Source organism: Sneathiella marina, from assembly GCF_023746535.1.
Lineage (GTDB): Bacteria > Pseudomonadota > Alphaproteobacteria > Sneathiellales > Sneathiellaceae > Sneathiella > Sneathiella marina.
Window position 1 is genome coordinate 1,358,173 of record NZ_CP098747.1, and the last position, 18,441, is coordinate 1,376,613.

The following is an 18,441-nucleotide window of genomic DNA, read 5'->3' on the forward strand; positions in this document are numbered from 1 at the left end:
ATGCAACCTTGCAATTATCCAGTTAATGATCTTCTCTATCACGCGGTGCCGATGATCCTTATCGATCGTATCGAGGCATATGATTCAGAGACTGTTCACTCCTTTGTTGAAATTACACCTGACAGCCCCTTTATGGCGGATGATGTCGTCCCCTCTTATGTGAGTGTTGAATATATGGCGCAATCCGTTGCGGCATATAGTGGCATAAAGGCTAAAAACTCTGGCGGGAATGTGAAAATCGGATATTTGGCAAGTGCCAGAAAGGTGGAATTGAATGTCCCCTTTTTTTCAATCGGAGATAAATTGGAAATTACTGTTCAGATGATATGGAATGAGGCGCCAATGGCCGTATTTGATTGTCGTATTGAGCGAGAAGATGTGGTTGTCGCCTCTTCACGGCTTAACGTATACCAACCGTAACAGGGTGAATGAACTCCGATGCAAAGAAGAATATTAGTAACCGGCGCGAGCGGTGGAATTGGCCGGGCAATCGCGGTCAAGCTTGCAAAAGACGGTTTTGAAATCGCTGTCCATTACGGCCGGAACAAGGATGCTGGACAGGAAACAGTTGCGCAGATCAAGGCCGATGGCGGGGACGCCAGCCTCGTCCAGTTTGACGTGTCAAACCGCACGCAATGCCGGGATATTCTGGAGGCTTATATTGCCGAGCATGGGTCATTTTATGGGATTGTACTGAATGCGGGTATTACCCGGGATACAGCTTTTCCCGCAATGACGGATGACGATTGGGATGAGGTGATACAGACAAACCTGGACGGATTTTATAACGTGCTTCGTCCCGTAACCTTGCCCATGGTTTCTGCGCGTAAAGGGGGACGAATTGTCGTTCTGTCTTCCCTTTCAGGCGTCATGGGAAACCGTGGACAGGTAAATTACAGTGCGTCCAAATCAGGATTGATTGGCGCAACGAAGGCGCTCGCTCTGGAACTGGCAAAACGAAAAATCACGGTGAATTCTGTTGCTCCCGGGCTCATTGAAACCTCTATGACGGATGATTTGCCAATGGATGAAATAATGAAAATGATTCCCCTTAGACGTGTCGGGACACCCTCTGAGGTCGCGTCGACCGTGTCTTTCCTCTGCTCTGACGGGGCGGCATATATTACACGTCAGGTCATCTCCGTAAATGGAGGTATGGCATAATGCGGCGCGTTGTCGTTACCGGTATGGCGGGTGTTACATCGCTTGGCAATAGCTGGTCTGAGGTGCGGGAAAAAATGAAAGCCGGTAAAACCGGTATCCGCCGCATGGAAAGCTGGGACTTTTATACGGGCTTGAATACGAGACTTGCCGGGCCGGTCGAAGGATTTGATGTGGATAAAAGATATCCCAGGAAAATGCTTCGCAGTATGGGACCTGTTTCCAAGATGGCTGTTTATGCGACGGAAATGGCCTTGGAATCTGCGGGCTTAACAGATGATCCTTTGCTGACCTCCGGCAGAATGGGCGTGGCTTATGGGTCATCATTTGGAAGTACTCAGCCCGTTGTTGCCTTTACGGATTTGATCCGAGACGGGTATTCCCGTGATTTGTCAGCAACCAGCTATGTGAAGATGATGGGCCATACGACGGCGGTAAATATTGGCGTTTTTTATGGCCTTTCCGGCCGTGTTATCCCGACATCAAGTGCCTGCACTTCCGGCAGTCAAGGGATTGGGTATGCCTATGAAGCAATCAGGTATGGCATGCAGGATGCCATGGTTGCCGGTGGCGCCGAGGAGCTTTGTCCAACCATGGCGGCGGTCTTTGATACTTTATATGCCACGAGCATAAAGAACGATACACCGGACCTGTCCCCGCGACCCTTTGATAAGGACCGGGACGGATTGGTTATCGGAGAAGGGGCGGGAACGCTCATTTTGGAAGAATATGAGCAGGCAAAGGCGCGTGGCGCGACAATTTTTGCTGAAATCATTGGATACAAGACGAACTCTGACGGTCGGCATATCACTAACCCGACGCAAGAAACCATGGAGTTGGCCATGAGCGGAGCGCTTGCGGATGCCGGGATGAGTTATCAGGATATAGATTTTATCAGTGGCCACGGAACGGCGACAGAGCAGGGTGATATCGCGGAAAGCCAGGCCACTAATACCGTCATGGGAAGTACGACGCCTATAAATTCTCTAAAGAGTTATTTTGGTCATAGTCTGGGCGCGTGCGGTGCTATCGAGGCATGGCTTAGCATTGAAATGATGCGAGAGGGCTGGTTTGCTCCAACTGCGAATCTGGACGAAGTTGATCCTTTATGCGCTGACGTGGATTATATAATGGAAAGCGGAAGGTCAATTTCAGCCGAGCATTTTGTGTCGAACAATTTTGCTTTTGGCGGCATTAACACGTCATTGGTTTTTCGAAACGCCTCGGCAATTTAAGGAGTGGGCAGGTGGGAGCCGAGCCAGCGATTTGTTGCTAGATCGGATTTGGATCAATGGCGATGCCCGGCAGAGCCTCTGTTATGGTTTTGTAGATTTCTTCAGGGCTTTCGTCAAAATTCAAGCCGACAACATATCCGTCCTGCCAGATCATTTTGCAGTTAAAATTGCCAAACCGGGGGACTTCCAGCACGACCCCTGCAGTCGCTGAAAAAACGTCCTTGGTTTGAAATTTTGCACCGCTTACAGACATATCCCTGACCACGCCTGCAACGGTATGTTCCTCATTTGAAAGACGCGCACCCCAGAGCAAGGACAGCTTGCCGCTCCACATGACAGTTTTGCGCTTGTATCGACGTTTTTCAATCCCAGAAGGGTCGTCTTCTCTATGATCCACGATGGTTCCGCCCGTTTAAGCCAAATAACAAGTAACTACTATTTTCCGATCTTTAGGTGAAACCGCAAAGAGTATCCCCAAGAGCGACGCGATTTAATATACTTATGAAATATTAAATCGAAAAGAAATTAATAAATGGCCAAGTAATCTCTAAAATTTGTGGTAAAATAGGCGCGATCAAATCAACTTTTGAATGTTCAAATAGTAGTTGCAATACTGGCTATTGTTCTGTTGTCCAATCGCCGCAAAATGTTGAAGGAGCGTCCATCAATCCCGTTAAGGCAATTTGATTGTAACGGGCCATGACCGTTCGCATCAAAAGCAATAACGGCCAGCAATTGAGCGGAGATTACATCGCTGGTGATGCCCGGGAACGTGGATACCAGAGATTTTAGCTGGGTCAGGTTGCTTATGGCGCTGTTTTGGTTTTTTGCGGTGGCGACCATATTGACCTTACCGGCTTTAACTTCAAAAACCGCCGTTGCTTTGGCAAAGCAGCTATGCAGGCTTTTACGCTGATTGCCACCGGTACGCTCCCATTTGAGTAAGCCGACGATGGCATAGGTTCCAGGAGGGATCGGCAGCAACCGGAAGTCTGGTGTATCACTTTTTTCAAGTTTGTAAGTATTTGACGAGGGCAGGCAATCGTCACAGGTTGAAAATTCCAAAGGGCTCCCGACGAATTTTTGCTCCGTGAGGTCAACTTTTTGCAGGAATAGCCAGCTCTCGTTATTTATGCGGGGGTTTTTAATTGCAAGTATTCCATCGCTCTTGGTGGTGTTAAAAGCAAAATTTTGATCCAGCGATGAAGAGGCACATGCGCTTGCCAGAAACATCAGAAAAACTGAAAGCATAAACTTTGCCATGCCGCTCACCCGCGTTGGAATCAAATAGTCAGAATAATAAAGTTAGCGTTGTACTTCGTGATTTGCAAATTTAGTTAATAAAAGTCGACGTTATTTTTGAACTACTGATCAACAACTACCGTGATTTGACGGCCGGAAATATCGTAGTCTCCTTTCAAAAATTTGTTGGATTTATCAAACCAAAGGATCGCTTTCCAGTCACCGGTGAAGGTGAACTTAACAGTCTCGATAGAATTACCTTCAATTTCAACAGTGTCGGGTTCTGACTGTATCTGGACCGCAAGCAATTCAAAATCAACAATATTGAAAAGAAGCTTGTTCTTTGTAATGTCGTAATGCCAGGGCGACGTTGGAAATGCCGTAATCGGCAAGTCAATTGCCTTCATGTTATATGTCGCTTTATATCCCGTATTGTCCCGATCAAGGGAGATCTCGTGAGGGGTCCCGTTGTCATCGGTCTTGCCCCTCATTTCCTGAAGCTCCCCGTTCAGCCATTTCTCAGTCAGGTTTTGCGTGAAGCCATAGACTTCCATCCCGAGAAAAGAAACGGATGCATTGGCTTTTAATTCTTCAATCTCTCCTTTCTCGTTGGTCACTGTTGTTAAATGGATATGTCCAATCTTGTCGCCTTTAAGGAACACCGAGGCGAATATATTTTCCTGCTTTTTTTCCGCGTGCGCCACGCCAACAAAGAAAAGGGCAATGACAAAGAAAATGGATAAACTCCGAAACATCTTTTCACTCCTGCTAATTAATTGATTGGAAACGAGCGTTGTATTGCTATTAGTATAAGCATAATAATCTAATATAGAATTTGAAACCCATATAGCTTCAAACTTAATTCATGATTTGCAAGACAGGCAATCATTAAGCAGCGTCGACTTCTGGATTGGACGGCAAAATGCTAATTTCTACATCGAGTCATTTACATTGAGTGGGACGCCGCTTTGTTTTCCAAAGAGGAAAAGACTGTTTTTCCGGCTCTGGTTTTGGCTATCCGTTACAATGGCGATCACCTTGTTCAGTGATGCGGAAACGGCATTGGCAGCGGAGCAGCAAGTAGATCTTGAACTGGTTCTTGCCATTGATGTTTCCGGAAGCGTTGATGACGGAGAATACATGCTTCAGACTGAAGGGCTGGCTTTGGCGTTTGAACATCCGGATATTTTGGCAGCTATAAAACGGGCGGGCGAACAAGGTATTACCCTTGCAGTTGTTCAATGGTCCAGCCCGGATGAGCAATGGGTCGCAGTGAACTGGATCTTTCTTCGAGATGAAACAGATTTGGCTCAGTTGGGAAACCGATTGAGGAGTATGCCGAGACGTTTCATCGCCGGTGATACGGTCCTCAGCAAAGCAATGAAATTTTCAGGACGATTATTTACCGACAATGGCTTCTCCTCCCGGCGACAGGTCATCGATGTTTCCGGGGATGGCGGCGTCGAGAATTTAGGTATTACAAGAACCGCACGTGACGAATTGGTAAGTGCTGGAATTGTAATCAACGGCCTGGCCATAGAGACAGATGTTGACAACCTGGAAGAATTTTATGGCAATAATGTAGTTGGTGGAGTGGATTCCTTTGTGATGACAGTCGCCAATTATCAGGATTTTGACACAGCTATCCGGCGCAAGTTGATCCGGGAAATTGCACCACTTCGCCTCTCAAGATGGCCAGGTAAGCCAATTGTTTTAGCGAAGGAATAAGAGGGGCAACGTGATCGATCAAAATCCCGCTTACTCTAGACTCAACTCATCAGAAGCACTAGGTTGGAAAAACAGTGATTTTTTGAATAAACAAATATTTTTAGTCATTTCCGGATCATCGCTCCGGACTTATTTAGAGATGAATAATCTTGATGTCATCGCGACTGACATATGTACCAACGATGCTGTTGATATTTTTGCTCGCGACGTTCCCACTTTTGCCCGCTTTGGCGGCGACTGACAACACGTCCGATAATCCTGCACCTGACGAGATCAGAACGAATTTCGATTATGATGTGACTATTGACGGTGCGCCCTCTGAAGAAATAGAGGAGTTGATATTAAAATCTTCCAGACTGGAACAGCTCGAAGATCATTCCCTTCCCAGTCTTGCGGCGGTTCGCCGGCGAGCTGACGAAGATAAAGACGGCATGGATAAGGTTCTAAGGTCTGAAGGCTATTACGATAACAAAGTCACCTATGAGATTGACGAGACCTCAGAAACCCTGGATATCAAATTTTCCATAACGTCGGGAGCCCGCTTTCGAGTAACCAAATTTGATGTCATCTACGAAAAAGCTGCCAGCACCCCGGAGACAATAGACCTCGACGATCTGGGGATTGAAATTGGGATGCCGGCAAGATCAGCTGCCATCCTCAATGCACAGCGCAATGCCCTTACAACGCTGGCAAATCGCGGCTTCCCGGATGCGAAGCTTCTGGATCAGGAGGTCATTGTCGACTTCGCCACGGATGGCATGGAGGTGACCCTGAGTATTGATGCGGGCCCCCGTCTAAAAATGGGGGCGTTGAAGCTTGAGGGATTGAAAACGGTTGAAGAGCAATATTTGAGGAAAATATCCGAATGGCAAGCGGGTGTTTTATATGATGCATCGATAATTAACGCGTTGCGACGACGCTATTTGCGGACCGGTTTATTCGCAAATGTTCAACTGGAGCCCAGAACAGGGGATGTGGAGGGGGCGACCGTGCCTGTGGTCATGAAATTTGCCGAACGTGATCAGCGAACAATTGGCATTGGCGGGAGTGCGTCAACCAGTGAAGGATTGGGCACGCAAGCCTATTGGGAGCATCGTAATTTTTTTGGCGAGGGGGAGAAGGTCCGGGTTGATCTTGAAGTCGCTGAAATTCGCCGGGGATTACGTCTTAGTTACACGAAGCCAAATTACCGTAAGATTGATCAGGATCTCAAAGCAGATATTGAATATAAGCATGAGAATACAGAAGCTTACAAGGAAGATTCCATTGCAACCTATGTAGGCTTGGAACGTATTTGGAGAGAAAAATGGGTCGTGGGTATTGGTATTACGCTTGAGTATGCCAATATTGAAGATGATGAGAGCCAGGAAGATTTCGCGCTGGCAGGATTGCCGATGACGGCACGGTATGACACAACGGACGATATTCTGGACCCAACGACCGGCTACCGTATCGGAACAGCGATCATACCGTATCTGGGACTGAATGACATATCGCCAGATTTCCTGCGCGGGGAGCTGGACGGATCAGCCTATTATCCTGTGTTAAAGGACAAGCGGCTGGTGTTGGCTGCGCGAGGTAAGATCGGGGCGATGGCCGGTGAAAGTGCCAATGATATTCCGGCGACAAAGCGATTTTATGCTGGTGGCGGCGGATCTATCCGGGGCTATAAATACCAAACGGTCGGTCCGTTAAACTCGAAAAACGATCCGATTGGCGGCAGATCACTTTTGGAGGTTGGCTTCGAAGCGCGCATCCGCATTACGGAAGATATTGGCCTCGTTCCCTTTATCGAGGGGGGGAATGTTTATGAGAGTATGGTGCCTGATTTTTCTGATGAATTTCTGTGGGGCGCCGGCTTGGGGCTTCGATATTATACAGCGGTCGGGCCTATCCGCTTTGATGTCGCCATGCCGCTGGACCGCAGGAAAAATGTAGATGATCCGTTTCAATTCTACATAAGTATAGGCCAGGCTTTTTGATATGAAAGTAGTGACCGGCAAACGAATAGCCAGTTATCTGGCAATTTTCGCGGTGATATTTCTGATCACAGCGGCAGGCGTTTATTCGTTTTTCCTGACTGATCAGGGCAGAGAATTTGTGGTTCGGCAAATAGAATCACGCCTGAGCGATCCCTCCGGCGTCTCCATATCCCTGGGCGAGTTGTCGGGAAATCTTTTTTCCGAATTCCAGCTGTCTTCCCTTTCACTCCTGGATTCAGAAGGCAGCTGGGCAACAGCAGAAGAGCTGAAAGTAACCTGGTCGCCACTGGATTTGTTGATCGGCAGGCTGGAAATGGAAGATGTTTCCCTACAGTCTTTCAACATGGCCCGCAGACCTGTTTCCGTTCCTGATGCAGATGAAGGGGACACTCTGTCCTCCTTCTCACTTCCCGTTTCCGTCGAGCTCGACCAGTTGACAGTAGAGACCATAACACTTCAAGAGCCCGTACTTGGCCGGGAAGCACACTTAAATCTTTCCCTAAAGCTCAATACGCAAGTGAATGACGCGATTTATAGCGAGGTGAAAATTTCACGGCTGGATGGCAACGCGGGTTCGGTGGAAGGCCTTTTCTCCTATCATCCTGATTTTCGAACGCTGGCGATTGACGTACAAATGCGCGAGCCACAAGGTGGTTTGATTGCCCGGACTCTGGATTTGCCTGGATATCCTGAAATCACGGCTTCACTGTTCGGTGATGGCGCCCTCAATGCCTGGCGCGGGCAAATCCGCATGAGCGCGGATAAAGTATTTGAAGGCGACCTTGCAATCAGTACACGCGGGGAAACACAAATAGAGATCGATGTGCAAGGCGGTGGCATTCTTGCAGAGGATATAACAACCTCCATCCCCGTGATCGACAGCTCCTACATTGGTGTTGAGGCTGCCATTGCCTGGGATACGGCAGCGGACGAGCTCCTGATTAACTCATCAAGGATAGAGAATACAAACCTATCGGTTACCGCAAAGGGTGAAATCGATCTTGTAAATAATGTGCTGAGCGGTAACGTAAAGTCCACCTTAAGGGACCCGGCGGCTCTTAATGCCCTCATCGCACCAGCTTCCATGGAAAGTGCTGTTGTTGAATTGAAGATGGAGGGGACCTTCAGCGCAGTAACTTTGGATGCTATTATTCAAGTCGGTAACACGGCCTATGGTGATGAAATAGCTGCGACTGAAGCCACCGGCACTTTCTCGTCGAAGCTCGATCTAACAGAGCTAAAGGATATTCCTTTAAATGGGTCTGCGGCGATTGCCGGAATTACCATGCTTCCCGAAGAACTTGATGCCCTGATAGGGAACGCCGTGGATGTTGATTTTGCGGGAAACTTCGAATTTTCAAATCAAAGATTTGATATGAAGGAGTTAAAAATTGCGGGTGTAAATCTTTCCGCCTCTGGACAAGGGCATTATATCGCATCAACCGGGCGGGCTGACGCGACCGCAAATGTTAAAATCCAGGATCTATCCAGACTTTTGCCTGCGACAGGCAGTCTGGCGGTAACAGTCGACTTTGACGGGAGGATCCTGGAACAGTGGTTTGGCGCGACAATTGGATTGCAGACTGAAAATCTCGATTTTCAGGATCAGGCGCTCACGGATCTGATTGGCTCTACGGCCTCCGGGACGGCAAAGATTGAATTGAAAGAGGAGCTCATCAGCATCTCTGAAATTGAGGCTAATCTACCGGCGGGCAAGATTGTCGGAGACGTTGCAATCCCCTCGTCTTTTGAAACTCTAACCGCCAATCTGGTCGCATCCTTGCCGGAACTATCTCGCCTTGATGCCTTTGTGCCCACAAAACTGGCGGGTTCCGGAACACTCACCGCTGATATTGACGGGGATATGGATGATCCAAAGGTGAGCGGACATATTGAATTTGAAAATCTGGAAGCTGAAAATGTCGCCATAGGGCGCGCCAATGCGCGCTATCTCTTGGAGGATATTTTTTCAGGCCCAGCCGGTAATATTGCCGGCGTGGTCGATCCGGATAATCTCAATATCAGTTTTTCAAGCGATGTGAGTCTCCCGGGATTTGAGCGTCTGAGCCTGGATCAGCTTTTGATCCATGATACCGATAATAAGATTTCTGGTGATTTATCAATCCCCTTCGATAGCACTCCCTTTACCGGCCAGCTTGAGGCTGTGCTGCCGGAAATTGCTGCATTTGCAGCGCTGGCAGATGAAAAAATTTCAGGCAACGCGAAGATTTTGGTGACATTGGAAAATGCAAATGAAGAGCAAAGCGTTGTATTTGATGTCACATCATCGTCCCTGGCTGCGCCGAGCTACTCTGTTTTGGTCGACGCACTCCGCTTAAAGGGGAGATCGCTTGGAAGTTTTGAAGATCCAACCGTGAACGCAACAATTGAGCTCAGCAATCTTTCAGTTGAAAACTCAAAACTGGAAAGCGTTGCAGGTTCCATCGACGGTAAATTTTCAGACATGAATTATGACTTCGATTTGGAGAAACGAGCGGAACCAGTTTTGGAAATGGCAGGCGGTGGATCTGTTTCCAGCAATAATGATGGTGTTCAATTTTCACTATCTCGTTTAAACGGCGAATTCGGAGGTAAGAAGATCGCGCTTGCTCAGCCGTTGTTATTGAAACGAGAGGAGGGCGGTATGAGCATCGATAGCTTTGCTCTATCTGTTGGCGAGGGAAAGTTGACGGGCTCTGCCGCACTTACCGAAACGTCCGCCACAAGCAATATTACTGTTCTTGCCTTTCCCCTTGATTTACTGGAGCTGGTTATGCCGGACCTGCAGATTACAGGTCGCCTTGATGGGGAGGCACAGCTGTCTATTCTGGAAACAGGCAGCACAGGTACATTTTCATTTGCCGCGACAGAAATACAAATGGAAGCCACGGAATTCCCAAATACGCCGACCTTTTCCAGCCATTTGGACGGGACGATCGCGAAGGACAAAATAGAATTTTCAGCTGATATTTCCGGCCTGGAAAAAACGGCTCTTGATATGTCCGGAACTGTCCCGGTTACCGCAACCTTTACACCTTTGAAGTTACATATAGATTATGATAAACCGGTTAAATTAAATATATTGGCCGATAGCGATATCAAAGCCTTATGGCCTGTTCTTTCATTGGATACTCAGAAGGCTACGGGAATATTTACAGCAAAAGCTGACCTGAACGGGACTTTGTCTGACCCGGAAATACAAGGCTCCGTAACCTTGAAGAATGGCAGTTATGAGCATACGGAATATGGCACCGTTTTAACAAATATCACGCTGGATGCCACGGTGAAAGATACAGAAACCGTGGCCCTCGACCTGACAGCTTCCGATGGGCGCCAGGGGACCTTCTCGTCCAAGGGATCTGTCAATATATCGATGCTTGATACGCCAAAACTGGATCTGTCGATCCGTTCAACAAACCTGCAGGCATTGAACCTGGAAGAACTTCAAGTGACAACCGACGCCGATATTACCATAGAGGGAACGCTGGCGGCGTTGAATGTCGGCGGGAGTATAACCACAACCGATGTTGAGATTGATATCGGCGGTGAAGCTGCGCCCAATGTGGTGAATTTGAAAGTGACCGAAGTCAACCGTCCCGGAGCTGAGGCAGACACTGTTTCGAACAGGACGGATTTGGATAAGAACATTTTGCTGGCGCTTGACGTGAATATGCCACGACGCGTCTTTATCCGGGGTCGCGGACTGGATTCCGAATGGAAAGGGGAGTTTAAAATTACCGGCACCGCCGAGGACCCGATGATTGAGGGATATATCAGCCCCGTGCGCGGACAGTTCGTTTTTGCGGGAAAGAGTTTCGTTTTGCAAGAGGGTGAAATTGCGCTGTTGGGAGGCAGCAGCCTTGACCCGGAGCTGTCTCTGTCCGGTCGATATCAAAATGCGGATATTACGGCAACAGTGACAATCGAGGGGCCGGCCTCCGATCCTGAAATTAGTTTTTCGTCAGATGACGGGTTGCCGGAGGATGAGGTGATTTCACAAGTGTTATTCGGAAAATCTACCGGCGGATTGACGGCGCTCGAGGCGGTTCAACTTGCCGAAGCCATGGCGACGCTTTCCGGCAGTTTTGGCTCTGGCGGCGGGATAACCGGGTTTGTGCGCAATACGCTGGGTGTGGATGTCCTCACGGCGAGGACAAATGCCGACACCGGTGCCGCCGAAGTCAGCGTTGGAAAATACGTCAATGAAAATGTTTATGTGGGTGTCGATCAGGGGGCGGAAGCTGGCAGCACGCGCGCAAAAGTACAGATTGATCTGACCCCAAACCTCTCTCTTGAAACGGAGATGGGGCAGACCTCGGACAGCCGCGTCGGCATTTTCTGGAAATGGGATTATTAGTTTTAGTCATCAAATGACTGAAAATAGTCATATTCCTTAAATAGTCATAATAGCCATGCACTGAACATTGGGGGGTTTTATGGATAGTAGTCTGGTGATACGTGGAATATTTCGGATTTCAAAAGTGAAGATTGTTGCGGCGGCTGCGGCGATATTTTTATTTGTTGGAATAGCACCGGCATTTGCCGATCCGCCGCCATGGGCCCCTGCCTGGGGATATTACGGAAAGCAAAAAGGCAAGGGCAAACACAAATACAAGGGAAAGAACCGGCAATATGCCGTCCCTCCCGCCGTCCCGTTTGGAATAGGCAGAGGGGATTGCAACAGGGAGCTTCTGGGAAGCGTGTTAGGCGCAACAATCGGTGGCGTTGCCGGATCTCAAGTTGGAAAGGGGAGCGGTCAGCTTGTCGGCGTCGCCGGGGGGACGATAATCGGGTATTTGATTGGCGGGGCCATTGGTCGAACCATGGATGAAATTGACCAGAACTGTATTGGACAAATTCTTGAGCATGGAGAGGACGGTCAGGATATTGTCTGGAACAATCCGCGAAACGGGACGGTATACGAGGTGAGCCCGAGTAGAACCTATCAGCAAAGCAACGGTGAATATTGCCGGGAATATACGGCGCAATCTGATATCAACGGGCAAATTCAAACTACATACGGTATAGCCTGCCGTCAGGAAGACGGGAGCTGGAAAATCAAGAACTGATATTTTCCATGTATTTGCTCTAGTGCCTTCGGGTAATTGCGAATTATACTGATTGAGGTCAATAAAAATACATATGTACGGCATATGGGGAAAAAAATGGGGGCCTTTGATGAGCTATGACTATATTTCTGTGACAACGGACGCGCATGTGACCCGGATAACCCTCGATAGACCGGAGGTCATGAACGCAATCAACAAGCCCATGCATGCTGAAATGCAATCTGCATTGGACGGCTTTGCGGCGGATGCGGCACAATATATTTGTGTGATCACGGGCCGGGGCGAGCGTGCATTTTGCGCCGGCAGTGATTTAAAAGCCATCGCACAAAGCGACGGCCTTAAACGACATGTTTACCCGAAGAACGGTTACGCCGGATTGATTGAACGCTACGACCTGGACAAACCGGTTATCGCGGCGGTGAACGGGGTGGCCCTGGGCGGCGGATTTGAGATTGCGCTGGCGTGTGACATCATTATTGCAACTGACACTGCCAGGTTCGGATTACCCGAACCGCTGGTTGGCGCGGTCGCAATTGGGGGCGGAATGCATCGGCTGGCCCGCCAAATTGGCCTCAAAAAGGCCATGGGATTGATCTTGAGCGCCGAGAGTATCGACGCGGATAAAGGCGAAAGGCTGGGATTCGTAAATGAGGTTGTCTCGCCAAAAGATCTGGAGGAGGCCATTGAGCGTTGGTGCAGCTCCATTCTTCGGTCTGCACCGCTTGCCATTCGGGCCTCGAAGGAAACCGTGATGCGCGGGCTGGATGAGACCAGCCTGGAAGCCGCGATGGACGGGCAGGCAAATTACCCGGCCTTTGCGACCTGGCGCAATGCTGAGGATACTTTGGAAGGACCCAAAGCCTTTGCCGAAAAACGCAAACCCAACTGGAAGGGACGATAGCGGGGTTTCAGGTGCTGACGCGCCGCCAAAGCAGATGATGTTCGTAGATATTTCCAGACTTCGTCGTTTCCGGCTTGGTCTTGAGGAGCAGGTCCTTTCCCTGTTTTGCCATGGTTCTGACGAGCGGATGGCCAATCCAGTGGGCAATGGTCGAGACAACAACATCATGGCTGACACGATCTCCCTCCAGATGGTAGGTGCCGCCATATGCAAGGCTGGTATCCGCGGTCGCAGAGGCGCCATGGGGGGCGTTCTCAAAATCCGCCCGCATCAGAAATCCGGACATTCGACCATCTGCGGCGTAAATAATCTGGCCCTTGGCATCCTCTCCCATGGGGTATCCGTCAGGTTTTCCGTTTTTGACAGACGTCCAGCTTATCAGTGTCCAGCTCCCTATTAACTCGTCAACGGTCATCATGATCCAAATTCCCCTTTTCTTATTATTCTAGCAGCTGCGGGGGAGCGGTCAAACCCGTTTGTAGTTGCGATCACTTGTTGTTGGCGCAGTGACCTTGTAGTCTTTTACAAGCAGTTCGAAGCTGGCCGAATTTGTCGATAATCTTGAAAGCCATGTGAACACATGAAACGAATATGTTTTGTCGGTGCCTCGACAACAGAAGGAATGGGTGATGAGACGGGACAAGGATGGCCCGGTCGCTTAAGCGCGCCACATCGGGACCTTATCGTTCCGTATAACCTGGGTGTCGCCAGTCAGTTGCTGGGAGAAATTCGCCAACGCGCGGCGGCAGAATGCGCAGCCCGCATTAGTGATCCGGATGAGGGCGGAATTGTTTTTTGCTGTGGGATGAATGATCTTGCGCGGCATCAAGGGATTTCCCGAACGCCAATCCGACGCGTTATCCAGACTTTCGAGACGTTATTAAATGATCTGAAGCCGATCGCACCGCTGATTGCCATCGGGCCTTTCCCCGTCTATATGCCGAGTATGCCGTATCATTCGAATTTAACCGGTTTTGACCTGGATTTTCGAAATGAAGATATCGAAGAAGCGGACACCGTTTACAAAGGCCTTTGCAAAAAAAATGCGGTACCCTACTTATCTGTATTTCCCGATCTCATGGAAAGCGATCTTTATGGCCAGTCTTTGAAGGAGGGGGATGGATTGCATCCGGGCGGCGACGGATACCAATTGCTGGCTGAAAAAATCTCACATTGGTCCGCTTGGAAGACTTTCATCAGCTAACTTCAAATGCAAGGAGAGGCGACATGTTTGCAATAAAGCACATAGATCATCTGGTATTGCGGGTCATGGATATTCAACTGATGATGGATTTCTATATGGAAACCTTGGGCTGCACCCTGGAAAAAACCAACGAGCAAGCCGGACTCTATCAATTGCGGGCCGGCAATAGCCTCATTGATCTTGTCCCGGTTGACGGAAAAATAGGCAGGATGGGCGGCGCAGCGCCTGGCAGTGAGGGCCGTAATTTGGACCATTTTTGCCTGTCTATTGAGCCTTTTGAAGCCGATGATCTCAAATCTTATTTAAGTGAGAAGGGAATTGACCCGGGGGAAGTCCAGCAAAGATATGGCGCAGAGGGCACTGGCCCGTCCCTTTACCTGACCGATCCGGAGGGAAATGTCGTTGAACTTAAAGGACCGGCGACGGCATCCCGTGCCTGAATGAGAGAAATCCTGGCGGAAGGGGATTTATGACTTGCCGGCTAATGGTCATCACCTTTGCGGTCCTGTATGCGGTCGCGATAAGCCTGTTTTTGGTTGGTACATTTGACTGGTTTGAGCTGCAAACGGGCCCCTTGGCCGGACTATTGCTTATCCCTCTCGGTCTACCCTGGTCACTCATCGAGGCGCCTGATGCCATAAGATTGCCCTTGGGCATCGGGGCGCCGTTCCTGAACCTGGTCATTTTATGGGTTGCGTGCCGGCTGATCCGCAAAAGAAACCTGTAAATTAAGCTAGGGGGAAAGCGGGTTTCGGGCGTCGGCCAGGAGCTTTCCACCAATTCCCACAAAACAGATCCCGGCCGCCCGCTCGATCCAGTGGCTGGTTTTGGCGAAGCGCTCCATAACCGGCCTTGACGACATGAACAAGCTGACGATGCTGTACCACACAAGCGCAGAGGCAAAGACCAGGGTGATGATCACCATCAATAGCCAGGAGGGTGTTTGTGCGGTTACGGCCGTCGCGAAGACACTGCTGAAGATAACAATGGCTTTGGGGTTGGTGAGGGTGACGAGAAATCCGAAGATAAATGGGTTTGACGTTGAACCGCGCCTCCCTTGTGAAATATCAATCCGCGCTGGTTTTGCAAAAAGCAGGCGCACACCCAGATAAATCAGGTAGCCCGCGCCCAGAATGCGAATGGACCAGGCAAGCCATTCATACTGGACCAGGATGGCCGACAACCCGACAAGGCTTAACCCGGCGTAAGTCAGCAGGCCCAAGGATACGCCCAGGGTTGTCATCAAACCCGCGCGCGTCCCCCCCTTGATTGAAGATCGGACAACGGCGACGAAATCCGGGCCGGGCAGCATCAGGGCCGGGAGGAAAATTCCGAAGATACTCAATAAGACAACAACAGGGTCCATGATTTATCCGCGCTTGTAAGTTATTTTACGAACCAGTTTCCCGTTCTCGAAATGCAGAAGATCAAGGCCGATCATGCTGCGTTCCTTGTCGGCACCTTCTCCGCGAAACATGTGCAACGTCCAGCTATCCATTACCTTACCCGTTGCGTCATCGATAAAGCGATCGTCGCCGTTGAAACTGATTTTACCGAGGGTTCCGTCAAGCACTGGCTCAAACGCTTTGGAAATTGCCGCTTTTCCCTCATGTGACTTTCCCGTCGCATCTTTATACACGGCCTGCTCGGAGAAAAAACTCATGACATCTTCCATATTTTGACGATTGAAAGCATCGACGAAGCGGTCAACCAGATCAGACAATTCTGCACGGCTTTGTAATGTTGAGGTGGTCATGAAATTCTCCTTATGTAGTTGCTCTGTTCAGCCCCATTTGTCGTAATATGGCGCCAACCAATGGATCATTTGCGTCATGCAATCTATCTGAAATATCGAAATGATTATCGCTATCCAGCGCGAGATATTCAACTGCGAGCCCGGCATCCCGGCATTTTTCCGAGAACTCCTGCGATTGGCGCAGAAATGAGGCTGGTTCTCCGCCACCAACGGCGCAGATAACCGGGCAGGCGCAATAAAGCGCCAGATTTTGCGGACTATTGTCCAAAGCTTCCTGTTCTGTCAGCCGGATGTCTTCCTGCAGATCCGTATATCTATGGGGCATGATATCGAATAAACCACTTAACGGGGAGGCACCCTTCAACAAATTAGCCGGCAACCCAAATTGCCGGGCCCAGTCTGTGGCCATCATCATGCCGGTCAAATGACCTCCCGCAGAATGACCGGATAAGAACAAACGGTCGGGGTCACCATTATACCGGGATATATTTTCATAGACCCATTTGAGGGCCAGTTGCATTTGACGAACAATGGTTTGAATAGTGACCGCAGGACATAAATCATAATTGGGAAGGACAACCGTTGCGCCTGCCTCATTGAAAATTGGCGCAATTTCACTATAAAAAGACTTGTCACCGCCGCGCCAGTATCCACCATGGATGAAGATAAAAACCGGCGCATTTGGTCTGTCCGCCGGAAAAATATCAACCATTTGTTTTTCAGAGTCGCCATATAGGACATCTAAATGGCCGGGTTGAGTACGCCTGACCAGGGCACTCCGGGCTCCCGCAGTTTCTATATAGTCGTTCATGTTCTCTACCGTGCGGCTCGGCAGATATTGCACGTTTAAGGCTTCTATTTCTTCCCTGTTGAGATTGTCATACCTCATTATATTCCCTTTATTGGTTAGAGGGTTATTTTCAGTATTACATAATTATTATTGCAGTGCTAATTTCTAAATACTGTCCGTAAAATATCGAAAACTGGATTACGATCCACTTGTTTCCGCTGTGTTTTTTTGGGCAGTTAAGGTCCCATTAACCCAAATCCACTAAATTCAGTCGAGACCAAAAGTCTCATTGTTAAAATCCAAGCCGGTTCAATCAAAAGAACTCGTCAAAGTTGGGAATGTAATATGCGTTTAAAATCACTCCTCGGTGCGGGAATCCTTCTTGCAGCAACATCTATGATGACGGGGGTTTTGGCAGCTGAAACCATGATATTCAGGATCGGCACCGGCGGCATCAGCGGCACATATTATCCGGTTGGCCAGGCAATTGCGACGATGATTTCCAACCCTCTTGCAAAATCTGATTGCGGCACACTCCCTTGCGGCGTATCCGGATTACTCGCCGTCGGGCAGGCATCCAATGGATCTGTTGCAAATATTGCCGGTATTCGTTCCGGACAGATAGAAAGCGGCTTCTCCCAATCCGACATTGCCCATTGGGCGCGAACGGGCACCGGCTTCTACATTGGTGACAGTCCGGACCAGAAAATTATGGCGATCGCGAGCCTTTATACGGAAACTATTCACCTGGCGGTCCGTCAGGATTCTGGAATCAAATCAATTTATGATTTGGCCGGTAAGCGGGTTTCCCTTGATGACCCCGGGTCCGGCACCCTTGTCGACGCACGGATTATTCTGAAGGCTTACGGGATTTCCGAAACGGACATGGATGTACAATATGTGAAGGCATCGGAAGCCATAAAAAAAATGAAGGCCGATAAGCTGGACGCTTTTTTCGTCATCGCAGGATTTCCCTCTAAAGCGATTTCCGATTTAAGCAACGACATTCAGATTTCCCTGATAAATATTGACGGGGCGGCAGCGTCGAGAATTACGCGGGAAAATGAGTTCTTCTCTGAGCAAACCATTCCTGCCGGAACCTATCGGAATGTAAGCCAGGTCAAGACACTGGGTGTCGGGGCCTTATGGATCGTAAATAAAAATGTCGATGCGGAACGGGCGTATAAAATCACCCGTAAATTCTGGGAAAGCCTGCCTGATTTTAAAAAGTCGGGAGGCCATCCCAAACTGTCAAAGATTTCTCTTGAAACGGCCTTCCAGTCAATGAGTGTGCCTTTGCATCCCGGCGCAAAAAAATATTATGAGGAAAACGGGTTGCTGAACGAAAAGATGTTGCGAAATTGAGGCCAGGC

Annotated in this window: 19 protein-coding genes; 12 read left to right on the forward strand and 7 right to left on the reverse strand. The window is 49.2% G+C overall.

Annotation, left to right across the window (positions count from 1 at the left end; all coding sequences use genetic code 11):
* The 3 genes from NBZ79_RS06500 to NBZ79_RS06510 are packed head-to-tail and all read left to right on the forward strand — an operon-like array spanning position 1 to position 2,396.
* Complete coding sequence (locus NBZ79_RS06500) at positions 1-420, forward strand: hotdog family protein (RefSeq protein WP_251936568.1); 420 nt, start codon at positions 1-3, stop codon at positions 418-420.
* Positions 421-438: 18 nt separating this feature from the next.
* Positions 439-1,164 carry a 3-ketoacyl-ACP reductase FabG2 gene (locus NBZ79_RS06505; RefSeq protein WP_251936569.1) on the forward strand — a complete coding sequence of 242 codons (726 nt, stop codon included), beginning with the start codon at positions 439-441 and terminating at the stop codon, positions 1,162-1,164.
* Entirely contained in the window at positions 1,164-2,396 is a 1,233-nt protein-coding gene (locus NBZ79_RS06510) for a beta-ketoacyl-ACP synthase (RefSeq protein ID WP_251936571.1), read from the forward strand. The genes NBZ79_RS06505 and NBZ79_RS06510 overlap by 1 nt, the downstream gene beginning before the upstream one ends.
* 37 nt (positions 2,397-2,433) lie before the next feature.
* Here the strand turns inward: NBZ79_RS06510 and NBZ79_RS06515 are convergent, their stop codons facing one another.
* The 3 genes from NBZ79_RS06515 to NBZ79_RS06525 all read right to left on the reverse strand — a co-directional run bounded on the left by NBZ79_RS06515 (position 2,434) and on the right by NBZ79_RS06525 (position 4,393).
* Positions 2,434-2,793 carry a PilZ domain-containing protein gene (locus NBZ79_RS06515; protein ID WP_251936574.1) on the reverse strand — a complete coding sequence of 120 codons (360 nt, stop codon included), beginning with the start codon at positions 2,791-2,793 and terminating at the stop codon, positions 2,434-2,436.
* Positions 2,794-2,990: 197 nt separating this feature from the next.
* Entirely contained in the window at positions 2,991-3,659 is a 669-nt protein-coding gene (locus NBZ79_RS06520; protein WP_251936577.1) for a hypothetical protein, read from the reverse strand.
* A 101-nt stretch (positions 3,660-3,760) separates the two neighbouring features.
* Entirely contained in the window at positions 3,761-4,393 is a 633-nt protein-coding gene (locus NBZ79_RS06525) for a DUF6134 family protein (RefSeq protein ID WP_251936580.1), read from the reverse strand.
* Between the two features lie 271 nt (positions 4,394-4,664).
* Here NBZ79_RS06525 and NBZ79_RS06530 point away from each other — a divergent pair, with 271 nt between their 5' ends.
* The 5 genes from NBZ79_RS06530 to NBZ79_RS06550 all read left to right on the forward strand — a co-directional run bounded on the left by NBZ79_RS06530 (position 4,665) and on the right by NBZ79_RS06550 (position 13,318).
* Positions 4,665-5,366: a DUF1194 domain-containing protein gene (locus NBZ79_RS06530; protein ID WP_251936583.1), complete on the forward strand. Its 702-nt coding sequence runs from the start codon at positions 4,665-4,667 to the stop codon at positions 5,364-5,366.
* 152 nt (positions 5,367-5,518) lie between these two features.
* Entirely contained in the window at positions 5,519-7,348 is a 1,830-nt protein-coding gene (locus NBZ79_RS06535) for an autotransporter assembly complex protein TamA (RefSeq protein ID WP_251936585.1), read from the forward strand.
* Position 7,349: 1 nt separating this feature from the next.
* Positions 7,350-11,705 carry a translocation/assembly module TamB domain-containing protein gene (locus NBZ79_RS06540; RefSeq protein ID WP_251936587.1) on the forward strand — a complete coding sequence of 1,452 codons (4,356 nt, stop codon included), beginning with the start codon at positions 7,350-7,352 and terminating at the stop codon, positions 11,703-11,705.
* Positions 11,706-11,784: 79 nt separating this feature from the next.
* Positions 11,785-12,417 (forward strand): RT0821/Lpp0805 family surface protein, encoded by a 633-nt coding sequence (locus tag NBZ79_RS06545; protein ID WP_251936590.1) that lies wholly within the window; start codon positions 11,785-11,787, stop codon positions 12,415-12,417.
* A 109-nt stretch (positions 12,418-12,526) separates the two neighbouring features.
* On the forward strand, positions 12,527-13,318 hold the full coding sequence (locus NBZ79_RS06550; protein ID WP_251936592.1) for an enoyl-CoA hydratase-related protein: 792 nt from the start codon (positions 12,527-12,529) through the stop codon (positions 13,316-13,318).
* A gap of 7 nt (positions 13,319-13,325) precedes the next feature.
* On the opposite strand, the gene NBZ79_RS06555 is transcribed toward NBZ79_RS06550, so the two are convergent.
* Positions 13,326-13,736, reverse strand: a complete 411-nt coding sequence (locus NBZ79_RS06555) for a lipocalin-like domain-containing protein (protein ID WP_251936595.1) — start codon at positions 13,734-13,736, stop codon at positions 13,326-13,328.
* Between the two features lie 162 nt (positions 13,737-13,898).
* Here NBZ79_RS06555 and NBZ79_RS06560 point away from each other — a divergent pair, with 162 nt between their 5' ends.
* From NBZ79_RS06560 to NBZ79_RS06570, 3 genes are read left to right on the forward strand one after another with little or no spacing between them, the layout of a single operon-like run.
* On the forward strand, positions 13,899-14,522 hold the full coding sequence (locus tag NBZ79_RS06560) for a GDSL-type esterase/lipase family protein (protein WP_251936598.1): 624 nt from the start codon (positions 13,899-13,901) through the stop codon (positions 14,520-14,522).
* 23 nt (positions 14,523-14,545) lie between these two features.
* A complete protein-coding gene (locus NBZ79_RS06565) occupies positions 14,546-14,962 on the forward strand; it encodes a VOC family protein (RefSeq protein ID WP_251936600.1) in 417 nt (138 codons plus the stop codon).
* Positions 14,963-14,991: 29 nt separating this feature from the next.
* Positions 14,992-15,249 (forward strand): hypothetical protein, encoded by a 258-nt coding sequence (locus tag NBZ79_RS06570; RefSeq protein WP_251936602.1) that lies wholly within the window; start codon positions 14,992-14,994, stop codon positions 15,247-15,249.
* Positions 15,250-15,255: 6 nt separating this feature from the next.
* Here NBZ79_RS06570 and NBZ79_RS06575 read toward each other — a convergent pair whose 3' ends face one another.
* Genes NBZ79_RS06575 through NBZ79_RS06585 form a run of 3 tightly spaced genes read right to left on the reverse strand, consistent with a single transcriptional unit; the run spans position 15,256 to position 17,167 of the window.
* Complete coding sequence (locus tag NBZ79_RS06575) at positions 15,256-15,888, reverse strand: LysE family translocator (protein WP_251936603.1); 633 nt, start codon at positions 15,886-15,888, stop codon at positions 15,256-15,258.
* A gap of 3 nt (positions 15,889-15,891) precedes the next feature.
* Positions 15,892-16,278: a YybH family protein gene (locus tag NBZ79_RS06580; RefSeq protein WP_251936605.1), complete on the reverse strand. Its 387-nt coding sequence runs from the start codon at positions 16,276-16,278 to the stop codon at positions 15,892-15,894.
* Positions 16,279-16,288: 10 nt separating this feature from the next.
* Positions 16,289-17,167: an alpha/beta hydrolase gene (locus NBZ79_RS06585; RefSeq protein ID WP_251936606.1), complete on the reverse strand. Its 879-nt coding sequence runs from the start codon at positions 17,165-17,167 to the stop codon at positions 16,289-16,291.
* Positions 17,168-17,413: 246 nt separating this feature from the next.
* On the opposite strand from NBZ79_RS06585, the gene NBZ79_RS06590 reads away from it, so the two are divergent.
* Entirely contained in the window at positions 17,414-18,433 is a 1,020-nt protein-coding gene (locus NBZ79_RS06590; RefSeq protein ID WP_251936608.1) for a TAXI family TRAP transporter solute-binding subunit, read from the forward strand.
* Positions 18,434-18,441: the final 8 nt, after the last annotated feature.

What these genes read in the sequence shown, in the direction of transcription:
- NBZ79_RS06500 (WP_251936568.1), top strand. Translation starts at nt 1, where the DNA reads ATGCAACCTTGCAATTATCCAGTTAATGATCTTCTCTATCACGCGGTG.
- NBZ79_RS06505 (WP_251936569.1), top strand. Translation starts at nt 439, where the DNA reads ATGCAAAGAAGAATATTAGTAACCGGCGCGAGCGGTGGAATTGGCCGG.
- NBZ79_RS06510 (WP_251936571.1), top strand. Translation starts at nt 1,164, where the DNA reads ATGCGGCGCGTTGTCGTTACCGGTATGGCGGGTGTTACATCGCTTGGC.
- NBZ79_RS06520 (WP_251936577.1), bottom strand. Translation starts at nt 3,659, where the DNA reads ATGGCAAAGTTTATGCTTTCAGTTTTTCTGATGTTTCTGGCAAGCGCA.
- NBZ79_RS06525 (WP_251936580.1), bottom strand. Translation starts at nt 4,393, where the DNA reads ATGTTTCGGAGTTTATCCATTTTCTTTGTCATTGCCCTTTTCTTTGTT.
- NBZ79_RS06530 (WP_251936583.1), top strand. Translation starts at nt 4,665, where the DNA reads ATGGCGATCACCTTGTTCAGTGATGCGGAAACGGCATTGGCAGCGGAG.
- NBZ79_RS06535 (WP_251936585.1), top strand. Translation starts at nt 5,519, where the DNA reads ATGTCATCGCGACTGACATATGTACCAACGATGCTGTTGATATTTTTG.
- NBZ79_RS06540 (WP_251936587.1), top strand. Translation starts at nt 7,350, where the DNA reads ATGAAAGTAGTGACCGGCAAACGAATAGCCAGTTATCTGGCAATTTTC.
- NBZ79_RS06545 (WP_251936590.1), top strand. Translation starts at nt 11,785, where the DNA reads ATGGATAGTAGTCTGGTGATACGTGGAATATTTCGGATTTCAAAAGTG.
- NBZ79_RS06550 (WP_251936592.1), top strand. Translation starts at nt 12,527, where the DNA reads ATGAGCTATGACTATATTTCTGTGACAACGGACGCGCATGTGACCCGG.
- NBZ79_RS06555 (WP_251936595.1), bottom strand. Translation starts at nt 13,736, where the DNA reads ATGATGACCGTTGACGAGTTAATAGGGAGCTGGACACTGATAAGCTGG.
- NBZ79_RS06560 (WP_251936598.1), top strand. Translation starts at nt 13,899, where the DNA reads ATGAAACGAATATGTTTTGTCGGTGCCTCGACAACAGAAGGAATGGGT.
- NBZ79_RS06565 (WP_251936600.1), top strand. Translation starts at nt 14,546, where the DNA reads ATGTTTGCAATAAAGCACATAGATCATCTGGTATTGCGGGTCATGGAT.
- NBZ79_RS06570 (WP_251936602.1), top strand. Translation starts at nt 14,992, where the DNA reads ATGACTTGCCGGCTAATGGTCATCACCTTTGCGGTCCTGTATGCGGTC.
- NBZ79_RS06575 (WP_251936603.1), bottom strand. Translation starts at nt 15,888, where the DNA reads ATGGACCCTGTTGTTGTCTTATTGAGTATCTTCGGAATTTTCCTCCCG.
- NBZ79_RS06580 (WP_251936605.1), bottom strand. Translation starts at nt 16,278, where the DNA reads ATGACCACCTCAACATTACAAAGCCGTGCAGAATTGTCTGATCTGGTT.
- NBZ79_RS06585 (WP_251936606.1), bottom strand. Translation starts at nt 17,167, where the DNA reads ATGAGGTATGACAATCTCAACAGGGAAGAAATAGAAGCCTTAAACGTG.
- NBZ79_RS06590 (WP_251936608.1), top strand. Translation starts at nt 17,414, where the DNA reads ATGCGTTTAAAATCACTCCTCGGTGCGGGAATCCTTCTTGCAGCAACA.